Annotated in this window: 13 protein-coding genes; 10 read left to right on the top strand and 3 right to left on the bottom strand. The window is 59.9% G+C overall.

The genetic code is table 11. From position 1 onward, the window contains the following. Positions 1–191: 191 nt before the first annotated feature. Positions 192–977, top strand: coding sequence for an outer membrane protein OmpK (locus PspR84_RS09090; protein ID WP_095119997.1), 786 nt, complete (start codon positions 192–194; stop codon positions 975–977). Between the two features lie 88 nt (positions 978–1,065). Here the strand turns inward: PspR84_RS09090 and PspR84_RS09085 are convergent, their stop codons facing one another. Further along, positions 1,066–2,223 (bottom strand): patatin-like phospholipase family protein, encoded by a 1,158-nt coding sequence (locus PspR84_RS09085; protein ID WP_160056974.1) that lies wholly within the window; start codon positions 2,221–2,223, stop codon positions 1,066–1,068. A gap of 35 nt (positions 2,224–2,258) precedes the next feature. Beyond that, positions 2,259–3,191: a lipid A biosynthesis lauroyl acyltransferase gene (locus PspR84_RS09080; RefSeq protein WP_095050911.1), complete on the bottom strand. Its 933-nt coding sequence runs from the start codon at positions 3,189–3,191 to the stop codon at positions 2,259–2,261. A 117-nt stretch (positions 3,192–3,308) separates the two neighbouring features. On the opposite strand from PspR84_RS09080, the gene minC reads away from it, so the two are divergent. From minC to PspR84_RS09045, 8 genes are all read left to right on the top strand, one after another. Beyond that, positions 3,309–4,046, top strand: coding sequence for a septum site-determining protein MinC (gene minC / locus PspR84_RS09075; protein ID WP_026000431.1), 738 nt, complete (start codon positions 3,309–3,311; stop codon positions 4,044–4,046). A gap of 169 nt (positions 4,047–4,215) precedes the next feature. Then, complete coding sequence (gene minD / locus PspR84_RS09070) at positions 4,216–5,028, top strand: septum site-determining protein MinD (protein ID WP_007913953.1); 813 nt, start codon at positions 4,216–4,218, stop codon at positions 5,026–5,028. Continuing rightward, on the top strand, positions 5,028–5,282 hold the full coding sequence (minE, locus tag PspR84_RS09065; RefSeq protein ID WP_003223146.1) for a cell division topological specificity factor MinE: 255 nt from the start codon (positions 5,028–5,030) through the stop codon (positions 5,280–5,282). The genes minD and minE overlap by 1 nt, the downstream gene beginning before the upstream one ends. Positions 5,283–5,372: 90 nt before the next feature. After that, the gene (locus PspR84_RS09060) at positions 5,373–6,008 is read left to right on the top strand and encodes an RluA family pseudouridine synthase (RefSeq protein WP_016982865.1); all 636 of its coding nucleotides are present in this window, start codon (positions 5,373–5,375) and stop codon (positions 6,006–6,008) included. A gap of 177 nt (positions 6,009–6,185) precedes the next feature. Beyond that, positions 6,186–7,475 (top strand): M18 family aminopeptidase, encoded by a 1,290-nt coding sequence (locus tag PspR84_RS09055; RefSeq protein ID WP_034151767.1) that lies wholly within the window; start codon positions 6,186–6,188, stop codon positions 7,473–7,475. Positions 7,476–7,641: 166 nt separating this feature from the next. Beyond that, complete coding sequence (locus PspR84_RS29460) at positions 7,642–7,818, top strand: hypothetical protein (protein ID WP_162835980.1); 177 nt, start codon at positions 7,642–7,644, stop codon at positions 7,816–7,818. A gap of 77 nt (positions 7,819–7,895) precedes the next feature. Beyond that, positions 7,896–10,049 carry a mechanosensitive ion channel family protein gene (locus PspR84_RS09050; protein ID WP_160056972.1) on the top strand — a complete coding sequence of 718 codons (2,154 nt, stop codon included), beginning with the start codon at positions 7,896–7,898 and terminating at the stop codon, positions 10,047–10,049. Positions 10,050–10,113: 64 nt separating this feature from the next. Continuing rightward, complete coding sequence (locus PspR84_RS09045) at positions 10,114–11,448, top strand: amidohydrolase (RefSeq protein ID WP_160056970.1); 1,335 nt, start codon at positions 10,114–10,116, stop codon at positions 11,446–11,448. Positions 11,449–12,046: 598 nt separating this feature from the next. On the opposite strand, the gene PspR84_RS09040 is transcribed toward PspR84_RS09045, so the two are convergent. Further along, positions 12,047–12,760, bottom strand: a complete 714-nt coding sequence (locus PspR84_RS09040) for a UTRA domain-containing protein (protein ID WP_160056968.1) — start codon at positions 12,758–12,760, stop codon at positions 12,047–12,049. A 351-nt stretch (positions 12,761–13,111) separates the two neighbouring features. Here PspR84_RS09040 and PspR84_RS09035 point away from each other — a divergent pair, with 351 nt between their 5' ends. Then, a complete protein-coding gene (locus PspR84_RS09035; protein WP_077571761.1) occupies positions 13,112–14,179 on the top strand; it encodes an ABC transporter substrate-binding protein in 1,068 nt (355 codons plus the stop codon). Positions 14,180–14,206: the final 27 nt, after the last annotated feature.

Below are 14,206 nucleotides of genomic sequence, written 5' to 3'. Positions count from 1 at the left end.
CACACTCAATCGACTGTTTTTCAGCAGCCGAGCGGGTGTTTTTTTGCTTTTCGAAAGCCTTGGCTCGGCTCTTGCTAACAGCAACGAAGCTGACCGATCGGATGACTTTTGCAGCAACGAAAAAAGGCGCCACACCAGAGCGCCGATCTTAAAAAAAATAAACGTGGAACACCTACTTTGGGAGCAACCGAATGAAACGTATGTGCACCAGCCTGATGCTCGCGGGATCGATGTTGGCCGGCGGCCAGGCCATGGCCGAGGGCCTGCTGCAGTGGCAGAACAACAGCCTGACCTACCTCTACGGCAAGGACTTCCAGGTCAACCCGCGCATCCAGCAGACCGTCACTTTCGAACACGCCGACGCGTGGACTTATGGGGACAACTTCTTCTTCTTCGACAAGATCTTCTACAACGGTGGCAAGGACTTCAGCAACGGTCCGAACACCTACTACGGTGAGTTCAGCCCGCGCATCTCGCTGGGCAAGGTGCTCGACCAGAAGATCGAGTTCGGCCCGATCAAAGACGTGCTGGTGGCGATGACTTACGAGTTCGGCGAAGGCGACACCGAGTCGTACCTGATCGGTCCAGGCTTCGACCTGGCGATCCCGGGCTTCGACTACTTCCAGTTGAACTTCTACCAGCGTCACACCCAAGGTGCTCGCGCCGGTGACAACGTCTGGCAGATCACCCCGGTCTGGTCCTACACCATCCCGGTCGGCAAGTCGGACATCCTGATCGACGGCTTCATGGACTGGGTCACCGACAACGACTCCAACTCCAAAGGCGACTACCACGCCAACCTGCACTTCAACCCACAGGTCAAATACGACTTGGGCAAGGCGCTGAGTTTTGGCGAGAAGCAGTTGTATGTCGGTGTGGAATACGACTACTGGAAAGACAAGTACGGCATCGACGACACCGGTGCGTTCAAGACCAATCAGAGCACCACGAGTTTCCTGGTGAAGTTCCACTTCTGATAAAAATCAAAAGATCGCAGGCTTCGCCAGCTCCTACAGGGATAGCGCATTCCAATGTAGGAGCTGCCGAAGGCTGCGATCTTTTGCTTTAAAATGACAATCCCAAAAACCGGCACAACTCCTCACGTTTGGCCAACGCATCGCGCCGCCCCAAATCAATCAACTCGCTGCAATACCCCGCCTCGAACAGCAGATAACTCAACACCCCTGCCCCACTGGTCTTGGTCGCCCCCGGCCCGCGCAAAAACAAACGCAACGCCGCCGGCAATTCCTGGCGATGCCGCGCCGCGATCTCATCGATCGGCTGACTCGGCGAAATCACCAACACCTCCACCGGTGCCACACCCAATTCGCGAGTCGGTGTGCCGGCGGGTACCAAGTGGCTGAACTGGTTGAGACGCTGCAGCAACTCGATGTCGCTCTCCAGGCTGTCAATGAACGTGCTGTTGAGCATGTGCCCGCCAATCTGCGCCAGAGTCGGCTGTTGCCCCGTGTAGGCGCGCTCCAGCGGCTGCTGCGGATCAAACCCGCGCGGGTTGCCGCTGACACCGACCACCAGCACCCGGCTCGCGCCCAAATGCAATGCCGGGCTGATCGGTGCCGATTGCCGCACCGCGCCGTCGCCAAAATATTCATCACCGATTTTCACCGGCGCGAACAGCAACGGAATCGCCGAACTGGCGAGCAAGTGATCCACCGACAGTTGCGTCGGCACACCAATACGCCGATGCCGCAACCACGCATCGATCTTGCCGCCGCCCTGATAGAACGTCACCGCTTGCCCGGATTCGTAGCCGAACGCGGTCACCGCCACCGCATGCAATTGCTTGCGCGCGATCGATTCGGCGATGCCGGGCATGTGCAGTTTTTCATTGAGCAGTTCGCGCAGCGGCGAACTGTTGAGCAGGGCCACCGGCAGTTGCCGACCGATGCCGAGCAAGCTGTGACTGACAAAGCGGCTGGCCTGACGGATAACGCCGGGCCAGTCACTGCGCAGCACGCGATGACTGCGAAAGCCCTGCCAAAAAAAGGTGAGACGCTCGATCGCGGCGCGAAAATCCGTGGCACCACTGGCCAGGCTGACCGCGTTGATCGCCCCGGCCGAGGTGCCGACGATCACCGGAAACGGATTGTCCGCGCCCAATGGCAGCAACTCCGCAATTGCCGCCAGCACCCCCACCTGATACGCCGCCCGAGCCCCGCCGCCGGAAAGAATCAAACCTGTGACCGGTTCAGCTGGGCTCATCGCAACACTCCATGGTGCTTAAAAGGATGGGTGAATCAACCGCGTTTGGCGTACAGCTTTGGCTCGCCCGGTGGACGGCTCTTGAAGCGACGGTGCGCCCACAGATATTGCTCGGGGCAGGCACGCAAAGCGCTCTCGACCCACTGGTTGATGCGGATGCAGTCGGCTTCTTCGGTTTCGCCAGGGAAATCTTCCAGCGGCGGATGAATCACCAACCGATAACCACTGCCATCGGCCAGACGTTCCTGCGTGAACGGCACGACCAGCGCCTTGCCCAGACGGGCAAATTTCGTTGTCGCCGTAACAGTCGCGGCTTGAATGCCGAACAGCGGCACGAAGATGCTCTGCTTGGCGCCGTAATCCTGATCCGGCGCATACCAGATCGCCCGACCGGAGCGCAGCAGCTTGAGCATGCCGCGCACGTCGTCACGCTCCACCGCCAGCGAATCGAGGTTGTGCCGCTCACGGCCCTGACGCTGAACATAGTCAAACAACGGATTCTTGTGCTCGCGGTACATGCCGTCGATGGTGTGCTGCTGGCCGAGCAACGCCGCGCCGATTTCCAGCGTGGTGAAATGCGCCGCCATCAGGATCACGCCTTTGCCTTCGCGCTGGGCCTTTTGCAGATGCTCCAGGCCTTCAACGTGGGCCAGCTTGGCCAGACGTTCACGCGACCACCACCAGCTCATGGCCATTTCAAAGAAAGCGATGCCGGTGGAGGCGAAGTTCTCCTTGAGTAGACGTTTGCGCTCGGCGGCGGATTTTTCCGGGAAGCACAGCTCAAGATTGCGCTTGGCGATGCGCCGCCGGTCGCCGGCCACGCGATACATCAAGGCGCCCAAAACTCGACCGATGGTCAGCAACGCCGGATACGGCAACTGCACGATCAGCCATAAAAGCCCCAGACCGCACCAGAGCGGCCAGAAGCGTGGAGCAAGAAATGCTTTTCGAAAACGCGGGCGATCCATTAAAGCTTCCGTAAATACAGTGGCCGCGCATTCTACATCGTTCGACCCGGCTTGCGGCTCGCGGGCGTTCTCGTTATAAGTCTCGGCACTTTTAGTGACAAGCCGTTGTATGCCGACATGAGCCAAACCGAACCGTTAGACCAAGATCCCGTATTCCAGCTCAAGGGCAGCATGCTGGCCATTACTGTGCTGGAACTGGCCCGTAACGACCTCGAAAGCCTCGATCGGCAACTGGCCGCCAAAGTCGCCCAGGCGCCGAACTTTTTCAGCAATGCGCCGCTGGTTCTGGCGCTGGACAAACTGCCGCCGAGCGAAGGCGCCGTCGATCTGCCGGGCCTGATGCGCGTCTGCCGCCAACATGGCCTGCGCACCCTGGCGATTCGCGCCAGCCGCATCGAAGACATTGCCGCCGCCATCGCCATCGACATTCCGGTATTGCCGCCGTCCGGCGCCCGTGAGCGGCCGCTGGAAACCCCGGAAGCCGAAGTCAAAAAGAAGCCGGAAAAACCGCCGGAACCCACCGTCAAACCGACCCGTGTCATCACCACGCCAGTACGTGGTGGCCAACAGATATATGCCCAGGGTGGCGATTTGGTCGTGGTGTCTTCGGTCAGTCCGGGGGCGGAACTTCTCGCCGATGGCAACATCCATGTATACGGCCCGATGCGTGGTCGGGCGCTGGCCGGCGTGAAGGGTGACACCAAGGCACGGATTTTCTGTCAGCAATTGAGCGCTGAACTGATCTCCATCGCCGGTCATTACAAGGTTTCCGAAGATTTGCGCCGCGACCCTATGTGGGGCTCGGGCGTACAGGTCAGCCTGTCGGGCGACGTGTTGAACATCATTCGGCTTTAACGGATACTGCCGCATTTTCCAAGCATCTCTAAAACGTAGCGAAAACGGCTCAAACGAAGTAGGAAAAAGGCTCAACGCCGAATTCCAGCCAAGGCTGTCCGACTGCAGTAGTTTTCAAGAGATGTTTTTCAGGGGCTAAAAAGTCCTTCTTCCTTAGGGGTGAAACACCTTGGCCAAGATTCTCGTGGTTACATCCGGCAAGGGTGGTGTGGGTAAGACCACCACCAGCGCCGCTATCGGTACCGGCCTCGCTCTGCGCGGCCACAAAACAGTGATCGTCGACTTCGACGTGGGCTTGCGTAACCTTGACCTGATCATGGGTTGCGAGCGCCGCGTGGTGTATGACTTCGTCAACGTGGTCAATGGCGAAGCCAACCTGCAACAAGCGCTGATCAAAGACAAGCGTCTGGAAAACCTCTACGTACTGGCCGCCAGTCAGACCCGCGACAAAGACGCGCTGACTGTCGAAGGCGTGGAAAAAGTCCTGATGGAGCTCAAGGAACAATTCGAGTTCGTCGTCTGCGACTCCCCGGCCGGCATCGAAAAAGGTGCGCACCTGGCCATGTACTTCGCTGACGAAGCGATCGTCGTGACCAACCCGGAAGTGTCCTCGGTACGAGATTCGGACCGCATGCTCGGCCTGTTGGCCAGCAAATCGCGTCGCGCCGAACGTGGCGAAGACCCGATCAAGGAACACCTGCTGATCACTCGCTACCATCCAGAGCGTGTTGAAAAGGGCGAAATGCTCGGCGTTGAAGACGTCAAGGAAATCCTCTCGGTAACGCTGCTCGGCGTGATCCCGGAATCCCAGGCGGTGCTCAAGGCATCCAACCAGGGCGTGCCGGTGATTCTCGACGACCAGAGCGATGCCGGTCAGGCTTACAGCGATACCGTCGACCGCCTGTTGGGCAAAGAAAAAGCCCACCGTTTCCTCGATGTCGAGAAGAAGGGATTCTTCGAGCGCCTGTTTGGAGGTAGGTAATGAACCTTTTTGACTTCTTTCGTGCCAACAAAAAGCCAAGTACCGCCTCGGTAGCGAAAGAGCGTCTACAGATCATCGTGGCGCATGAGCGCGGCCAGCGCAGCACGCCGGATTACCTGCCAGCCTTGCAGAAGGAACTGGTCGACGTGATCCGCAAGTACGTCAACATCGGCAACGACGACGTACATGTTGCACTGGAAAGCCAGGGCAGTTGCTCGATTCTGGAACTCAACATCACCCTGCCTGATCGCTGAGTCGATTTGGCAGGAACGACGGCGGTTCAGGGCCATCCCATGCGGGAATGGCCCTGAACCGCCGTTGGCATTTGTTACGAGGCTGTTTTAATGCCGCTGTCCAACATCCACATCCTCCATCAGGACGCCGCCGTACTGGTGGTGAACAAACCGACGTTGCTGCTCTCGGTGCCCGGTCGCGCCGACGATAACAAGGATTGCCTGATTACCCGTTTGCAGGAAAACGGCTACCCGGAAGCGCGCATCGTCCATCGCTTGGACTGGGAAACCTCCGGCATCATTTTGCTCGCGCGTGACGCCGACACTCATCGCGAACTGTCGCGCCAGTTTCACGATCGCGAAACCGAAAAGGCCTACACCGCACTGGCCTGGGGTCAGCCGGAACTCGACAGTGGCAGTATCGATTTGCCCCTGCGGTATGATCCGCCGACCAAACCACGCCACGTGGTTGATCACGAATTCGGCAAGCATGCGCTGACCTTCTGGCGTGTGCTGGAGCGCTGCGGCGACTGGTGTCGCGTTGAGCTGACACCGATCACTGGTCGTTCGCATCAATTGCGCGTGCACATGCTGTCGATCGGACATCCGCTGCTTGGTGACGGGCTCTACGCCCATGAGCAGGCGCTGGCGGCATGGCCACGTTTGTGCCTGCACGCAAGCATGCTCAGCTTCACCCATCCGCAAACCGGCGAACGCCTGCGCTTCGAGTGTCCCGCGCCGTTCTGACAGACCACACTGCCCCCTGTGGGAGCGAGCCTGCTCGCGAAAGCGGTTTCACATTCAGCATTGATGTTGATTGATCAATCGCTTTCGCGAGCAGGCTCACTCCTACAGGGATCCGGTGCAGATTCAATTCCCCGGCCGATGCGTTAAACTCCCGCCCATTGCTGTCTGGAGTTTCTTATGCGCGAAGAGTTGAACCAAGGCCTGATCGACTTTCTCAAGGCCTCCCCTACCCCGTTCCACGCCACCGCCAGTCTGGTGCAGCGTCTGGAGGCTGCCGGTTATGTGCGCCTCGACGAGCGCGAGCCATGGACCACCGAGCCGAACGGCCGCTATTACGTCACCCGTAACGACTCTTCGATCGTCGCGATCAAAATGGGCCGCACTTCGCCACTGCACGGCGGCATCCGCCTGGTCGGCGCGCACACCGACAGCCCGTGCCTGCGGGTCAAGCCGCAACCGGAGCTGCAGCGTCAGGGCTTCTGGCAACTCGGCGTTGAAGTCTACGGCGGCGCCCTGCTCGCACCGTGGTTCGACCGTGATCTGTCGCTGGCCGGCCGCGTCACCTTCCGCCGCGACGGCAAAGTCGAAAGCCAATTGATCGACTTCAAGGCACCGATCGCGATCATTCCCAACCTGGCCATTCACCTCAACCGTGAAGCCAATCAGGGCTGGGCGATCAACGCGCAGACCGAGCTACCGCCGATCCTCGCGCAATTTGCCGGTGACGAGCGCGTCGATTTCCGCGCCGTGCTCACCGATCAACTGGCCCGCGAACACGGCTTGAACGCCGACGTCGTGCTCGATTACGAGCTGAGTTTCTACGACACGCAAAGTGCTGCGGTTATCGGCCTCAACGGCGATTTCATTGCCGGTGCGCGCCTCGATAACCTGTTGTCGTGCTACGCCGGCCTGCAAGCCTTGCTCACCGCCGAAACCGACGAAACCTGCGTGCTGGTGTGCAACGACCACGAAGAAGTCGGTTCCTGCTCGGCCTGCGGTGCCGACGGCCCGATGCTCGAACAGACCTTGCGCCGTCTGCTGCCGGAAGGTGACGAGTTCGTCCGCACCATCCAGAAATCCCTGCTGGTCTCGGCCGACAACGCCCATGGTGTACACCCCAACTACGCAGAAAAGCACGACGCCAACCACGGCCCGAAACTCAACGCCGGCCCGGTGATCAAGGTCAACAGCAACCAGCGCTACGCCACCAACAGCGAAACCGCCGGCTTCTTCCGCCATCTGTGCATGGCCGAAGAAGTACCGGTGCAAAGCTTCGTGGTGCGCAGTGACATGGGCTGCGGCTCGACCATCGGCCCGATCACCGCCAGCCACCTCGGTGTGCGTACTGTCGATATCGGCCTGCCGACCTTCGCCATGCACTCGATCCGCGAACTGTGTGGCAGCCACGACCTGGCGCATCTGGTCAAAGTGCTGAGCGCGTTTTACGCCTGCCGCGAATTGCCGTAACCATTCGGGACCACTTGTTCGCTGTAGGAGCTGCCGAAGGCTGCGATCTTTTGATTCTGTTTTTAAGATCAAAAGATCGCAGCCTTCGGCAGCTCCTACTCAGATCAATAGCGGTCGGCAGAAACCGACCTAGACTTACATCATTCATTTCGACAAGGCAGTCTCCATGATCTCGATGTCTTCGTTCCACGCCATGCTCATTCCCATCCTGTGCGGAATGATCCTGCTGGCGATCGGTTTCAACTTCCGTGACAAGAACGCCGGGGTGTTTGCCATGTGGATCGGCATGCTCACGATCCTCGCCACCGTGGTGTACAAGATCCTCGCCAAACTCAACGAATAAATCCGCGCCCGGCTCGCATTGCTTTAGTGGGCCTCGTACACTCCAGCGAATCCGCCCCTTGCGAGGTTGACCGCCTAGTGTTCGCTCGTCTTTTTGCTTTGCCCAGCCTGTTCTTCGTCTGCCTGATGACGCTGCTGCCGCTGGCGCCCGCCCACGCGGTCGGTTTGCCCGGTCTGCTCAACACCAACAAAGCCCAACCGGAAGCCCAGGAACCGCTCGGCCAGTCCCTCGACGAAGTCATCAAGTCGCTGGAAAACGACAAGCAACGCGCACAGTTGCTGACCGATCTGAAGAAGCTGCGCGACGCCACCAAAAAGGCTCAGGCCAGCCCTGAAGAAGGCGTGCTCGGCTTGATCGGCGGCACCCTGTCCAACTTCGAAAAACAATTTACCGGCGCCGACAGCCCGCTCAACCGCTGGGGCAACGAGTTCGACCTGGCCAAGGACGAACTGAGCGCGATGATGCTGCCGGCCAACGAGTGGCTGCCGATCATCTTCGGCTTCGCCATGATCCTCGCGGTGTGGAGCCTGCTCGCCGCCGCACTGATCTGGCTCAGCCATCGGGTGCGCATGCGCTTCGGCCTTACCGAAGAATTGCCGCAACACCCCAAGGCCCTCGACATGTTGCGCTTTGCGTTACGCAAGCTCGGGCCGTGGCTGATCGCGTTGGTGATGACCGTCTACATGAGCTACGCGCTGCCGTCGTCACTGGGCAAAAGCCTGGCGATGGTGTTGGCCTATGCGCTGGTGGTCGGTACCTGTTTCTCGGCAATCTGCGTGATAGCGTTTTCCCTGCTCGATGGCCCGCACCGTCATCGCGCGCTGTACATCCTGCGTCATCAGGCGTTCCGGCCGCTGTGGCTGATCGGCAGCTTCGCCGCGTTCGGCGAGGCGTTGAACGATCCACGCCTGATCGAAAGTCTGGGCGTGCATCTGGCGCACTCCGCCGCCACTATCGCCAATGTCCTCGCGGCGCTGTCGACCGGACTGTTCATCCTGCGTTTCCGCCGACCGATCGCGCACCTGATCCGCAACCAGCCACTGTCGCGACGCCTGACCCGCCGTGCCCTCAGCGACACCATCGAAATCCTCGGCACCTTCTGGTACGTGCCGGCGCTGGTGCTGGTCGGCATCTCGCTGTTCGCCACGTTCGTTTCCGCCGGCGACACCAGCACCGCCTTGCGCCAGTCACTGATCTGCACCGTGCTGCTGGTGATGTGCATGGTGATCAACGGCCTCGTGCGCCGGCATTCCTTGAAACCGCAACGCGGTCCGAAACGCCACGCGCTGTACTCCGAACGCCTGAAAAACTTCTTCTACACCCTCGCGCACCTGGTGGTCTGGCTGGTCTTCATCGAACTCGGCCTGCGCGTCTGGGGCCAGTCGCTGATCGGTTTCGCCGAGGGCGAAGGGCATGACGTCAGCGTCAAACTGTTCAGCCTGATCGGCACGCTGATTTTCTCCTGGCTGATCTGGATCCTCGCCGACACCGCCGTGCACCACGCCCTCACCCGCTCGCGCAAAGGTCTGGCGAATGCCCGCGCGCAAACGATGATGCCGCTGATCCGTAACGTGCTGTTCGTAGCGATCTTCATCATCGCGCTGATCGTCGCCCTGGCGAACATGGGCATGAACGTCACGCCACTGCTGGCCGGTGCCGGTGTGATCGGTCTGGCCATCGGTTTCGGTGCGCAGTCGCTGGTCGCGGACTTGATCACCGGCCTGTTCATCATCATCGAAGACTCGCTGGCCATCGATGACTACGTCGACGTCGGCGGCCACCTCGGCACCGTCGAAGGCCTGACCATCCGCACCGTGCGCCTGCGCGACATCGACGGCATCGTCCACACCATCCCGTTCAGCGAAATCAAAAGCATCAAGAACTACTCACGGGAGTTCGGCTACGCGATCTTCCGCGTGGCGGTGCCGTACAACATGGAAATCGACGACGCGATCAAACTGATGCGTGAAGTCGGCCAGAAGATGCGCACCGATCCATTGCAGCGGCGCAACATCTGGTCGCCGCTGGAGATTCAGGGTGTCGAGAGCTTCGAATCCGGCAGCGCGATTCTGCGCGCGCGATTCAAGACCGCACCGATCAAACAATGGGAAGTGTCCCGAGCCTTCAACCTGTCGCTCAAACGCCACCTCGACGAAGCCGGGCTCGATCTGGCGACGCCGCGCATGAGCGTGCAAGTAATCACTGCCGGTGGCGGACAACCGAAGGAATAGCACTCAGGCGCGCGGTTGCAGTCACAGGCAGGGAAGCCCGACAACAATAATCAAGGAGTAACCGATGCAACTGACGCGCATTGCCCAAGCCGTTCTGCTCAGCCTGTTCGCCAGCCACGCTGGCGCCGCGACGTTGGAAAGCACCCGCACAACGATCGCCGAAGAGGCGCAAAAACTCGAACCGGAATTGCTGGAAACCCGCCGCGACATCCACGCTCACCCGGAACTCGGTAACACGGAAAAACGCACCGCTGAGTTGGTCGCCAAACAACTCAAAGCCATGGGCCTCGAAGTGAAAACCGGCGTCGCCCGCACCGGCGTGGTCGCCGTCCTCAAAGGCGCCCTGCCCGGCCCGACCGTGGCCCTGCGCGCCGACATGGACGCGCTGCCGGTCAAGGAAGTCGCCGACCTGCCGTTCGCATCAAAAGCCAAAGGCACCTACCTCGACAAAGAAGTCGACGTCATGCACGCCTGCGGCCACGATGCGCACACCGCGATCCTGCTCAGCACGGCGAAAGTTCTCACGGGTATGCGCGACACCCTGCCCGGCACCGTGGTGTTCTACTTCCAGCCCGCCGAAGAAGGCCCGAGCGACTTCATCCCCGACGGCAAAAACACTTGGGGCGCGAAAATGATGGTCGAGGAAGGCGTGATGAAATCGCCAAAACCCGACGCGGTCTTCGGCCTGCACGTCTGGGCCGGCGTCCCCGCCGGCCAGATCGCCTACCGCCCAGGCGCCACCCTCGCCAGCTCCGACGACCTGCGCATCAAAATCCTCGGCAAACAGACCCACGCCGGCCGTCCATGGGACGGCATCGACCCGATCACCGTCGGCGCGCAAACCATCGTCGGCCTGCAAACTGTAGTCAGCCGTCGCACCGATATCTCCTCGTATCCGTCAGTGGTCAGCATCGGCACCATCAACGGCGGCACGCGCTACAACATCATTCCCGAATCCGTGGACATGACCGGCACGATCCGCTCCTACGACTACGGCATCCGCCAGAAACTGCATGCTGACGTACGCCAGACCGTGGAAAAAATCGCCGAAAGCGGCGGTGCAAAAGCAGACGTGACCATCATCGAAAAATACGATCCGACCATCAACAACCCGGCGCTGACAGAAAAAATGCTGCCGACGCTGAAGTGGGCGGCCAAGGACGATGTGGTGAATGCACCGCTGGTGGGTGGCGCGGAAGACTTTTCGTTCTATGCCAAGGAAGTGCCGGGATTGTTTGTGTTTCTCGGCGTGACACCGCGTGATCAAGACATGAGCAAGGCCGCGCCGAATCATAATCCGGGGTTCTTTGTCGATGAGTCGGCGCTGGTGGTAGGCGTGAGAACATTGGCCTCGTTGGCGACGGATTATCTGTATGCCAATGCGGGCGCGGGCAAGTAGGAATGAGGTGACTGTGGGGGCGCTTTCGCGAGCAGGCTCGCTCCCACATTTGGACCGTGTGCAGCCTGCCAGAAATCGGGCAGCTGTCAGGCCGCCATCGCGAGCAGGCTCACTCCTACAAGGGATTGAGTACATCCGCAGGAACAGGTCGGCTGTCAGGCCGCCATCGCTGGCAAGTCAGGGATTGAGTCCAACCGGTAAACCTAAATCGCTTCGGCTTCTCACCACTCAACACAATGAGCGCAAGCTCGAGTACCGCTCTTGATCTTGTCGTGCCGGCCCCTTCGGCAGGCTGAGTGGAGGGGTCTATCCGGGGGTGGGCGCGCAGCGCCGTTCGACGAAGTCGAACACATCGAAAGTAGGTGCAGCGAAGCAAACCGGAAGCGATGCCCCCGGATCGATCCCGGAACGAAGGAACCCCGAGCTCCAGCGAGCGGGCCGAACGCCGGGGCCCAGCCTTTTGCTTACTTTTCGGCGTCTGGAAAAGTGAGTCGCTGTAAGAGCGAAACCGTCAGCGGCAGCACCCGAAGCAACGGATATACACTCAAAACCCCAAGAACCTGGCCGGCCCACAGGCCGCCAAGGTCAAGGTCAAAGCTCAAACAACATCAACCCCAACGTGAATCGCATCATGCCGCCAAAACTCCAGATCACAATCAATCAACCGCTCATGCTGATCATAATTGACCCGAGCAATCCGCAACCCCGGACTCCCCACCGACACCCGCAAAGCCGCCGCCGCATCCACAGACAGTGACGTAGGCACAATCTCAAAGCGCACCCGCCCATAGTGCAAATCGTAATGCCGCGCATACAACTCGGTCATCGACTGATTCAGATCCAACCCCAGAATCCCCGGAAAAAACTGCGGATTCAAATAATGCTCAACATAAAGCACCAACCGCCCATCAATGCGCCGCGACCGGCAAATCTGAATCACGCTCGACAACGCCGGCAGCTGCAACCACGCACACACCGCCGCCGAAGCCGGCTGCAACCGCGCCGAAATCACCTCGGTCGACGGCACCCGCCCCTGCGCACTGACCATCGCGTGAAAGTGACTGCGCTGCATCAGGTTGTACGCCAGACGCGGCGGCGAGACGAACCAGCCACGACGCTCCTCACGATAAATCTGCCCCTGCGCCTCCAGTTGCAACAACGCCTCACGCACGGTAATCCGCGTTGTGCCGAACAACTCACTGAGCTTGCGCTCGGCCGGCAACTTGCTGCCCGCCGCCAACAACCCGTGATCGAGTTGTTCCTGCAGCACCTGGCCAATCGCTGTCACCGCTTTTGTTGCCTCATCGCGCATCAACGTTACCTATCTGGACTAGACCAGCACTGTTTCGGGGCAAAACCGCACGGCAATCGAGCCGTTTCCTGATGATGCAAGCCTAGGCAGTGCAGATGACCGAGAGATGACAAAACTACCGAACGGTCGTCTTCACGACTTGCAATACATCGGCCAAGTCCCTTGCTCTTCGGGCCTTTGGGCATGGTCTACGCTTATCTGGGACCCGCCGATACCGGGCAGAAAAAACGCCTGCCGACGGCCAGCAGACATCAAAGTGTCATCCAGCCCACTTAGATTGGCTCAGGTATTGCTGACCTAGACCAACAAACACCGCAAACGCAGCGTTGAACACGACCAAGGAGCTTCGGAATGAAACAGCTTTTCCTGGCAACACTGTTAGGCTCGACCATTGCAATGTGCACCTCCGCCATGGCGGCCGGCACCGATCTGAAAACCCTCGAAGCCGCTGCGAAAGCGGAAGGCGCCGTCAACAGCGTCGGCATGCCCGATGACTGGGCCAACTGGAAAGGCACCTGGGAAGACCTGGCCAAGACCTACGGCCTGAAACACATCGATACCGACATGAGTTCCGCCCAGGAAATCGCCAAGTTCGCCGCCGAGAAAGACAATGCCAGCGCCGACATCGGCGACGTCGGTGCCGCGTTCGGCCCGATCGCGGTCAAGCAAGGCGTGGTGCAACCGTACAAGCCAAGCACCTGGGATCAGGTACCGGACTGGGCCAAGGACAAGGACGGCAACTGGGCACTGGCCTACACCGGCACCATCGCGTTCATCGTCAACAAAAAACTCCTGCACGGCTCCGAAGTACCGACCAAATGGGCTGACCTCAAGGGCGGCAAATACAAGGTCTCCATCGGTGACGTGAGCACCGCCGCACAAGCGGCCAACGGCGTACTGGCCGCAGCCCTGGCCAACGGTGGCGACGAGAAAAACATCAAGCCTGCGCTGCTGCTGTTCGCCGACATCGCCAAGCAAGGTCGCCTGTCGATGGCCAACCCGACCATCGCTACCATGGAAAAAGGCGAGATCGAAGTCGGTGTGGTCTGGGACTTCAACGGCCTCAGCTACAAAGCCAAGATGGCCAACCCGGATGACTACGTGGTGCTGATCCCGTCCGACGGTTCGGTGATTTCCGGCTACACCACGATCATCAACAAGTACGCGAAAAATCCTAACGCCGCCAAGCTGACCCGCGAATACATCTTCAGCGATGCCGGCCAGACCAACCTCGCCCGCGGCAACGCCCGCCCGATCCGCGCCGAACACCTGCAACTGCCGGAAGACGTGAAGGCCAAGCTGCTGCCGAACGAGCAGTACAAAAAGGTCACTCCGATCAAAGACGCCGATGCGTGGGAAAAGACTTCCAAGGCCCTGCCACAGCAGTGGAACGAGGAAGTCATCGTAGAGATGAAGTAAGCCTGTAGATCCCTCTTCGGGATCCGC

It is taken from the genome of Pseudomonas sp. R84, from assembly GCF_009834515.1.
Classification (GTDB): Bacteria; Pseudomonadota; Gammaproteobacteria; order Pseudomonadales; family Pseudomonadaceae; genus Aquipseudomonas.
The sequence above is the reverse complement of the archived record's forward strand: the minus strand, read 5'-3'. Positions and strand labels throughout refer to the sequence as shown.

Bases quoted from the DNA above. Each gene is read 5' to 3' on its own strand.
- PspR84_RS09055 (WP_034151767.1), top strand. From the start codon at position 6,186: ATGCGCGAAGAGTTGAACCAAGGCCTGATCGACTTTCTCAAGGCCTCC.
- PspR84_RS09035 (WP_077571761.1), top strand. From the start codon at position 13,112: ATGAAACAGCTTTTCCTGGCAACACTGTTAGGCTCGACCATTGCAATG.
- PspR84_RS09040 (WP_160056968.1), bottom strand. From the start codon at position 12,760: ATGCGCGATGAGGCAACAAAAGCGGTGACAGCGATTGGCCAGGTGCTG.
- minE (WP_003223146.1), top strand. From the start codon at position 5,028: ATGAACCTTTTTGACTTCTTTCGTGCCAACAAAAAGCCAAGTACCGCC.
- PspR84_RS09090 (WP_095119997.1), top strand. From the start codon at position 192: ATGAAACGTATGTGCACCAGCCTGATGCTCGCGGGATCGATGTTGGCC.
- minC (WP_026000431.1), top strand. From the start codon at position 3,309: ATGAGCCAAACCGAACCGTTAGACCAAGATCCCGTATTCCAGCTCAAG.
- PspR84_RS09060 (WP_016982865.1), top strand. From the start codon at position 5,373: ATGCCGCTGTCCAACATCCACATCCTCCATCAGGACGCCGCCGTACTG.
- PspR84_RS29460 (WP_162835980.1), top strand. From the start codon at position 7,642: ATGATCTCGATGTCTTCGTTCCACGCCATGCTCATTCCCATCCTGTGC.
- PspR84_RS09085 (WP_160056974.1), bottom strand. From the start codon at position 2,223: ATGAGCCCAGCTGAACCGGTCACAGGTTTGATTCTTTCCGGCGGCGGG.
- PspR84_RS09080 (WP_095050911.1), bottom strand. From the start codon at position 3,191: ATGGATCGCCCGCGTTTTCGAAAAGCATTTCTTGCTCCACGCTTCTGG.
- PspR84_RS09045 (WP_160056970.1), top strand. From the start codon at position 10,114: ATGCAACTGACGCGCATTGCCCAAGCCGTTCTGCTCAGCCTGTTCGCC.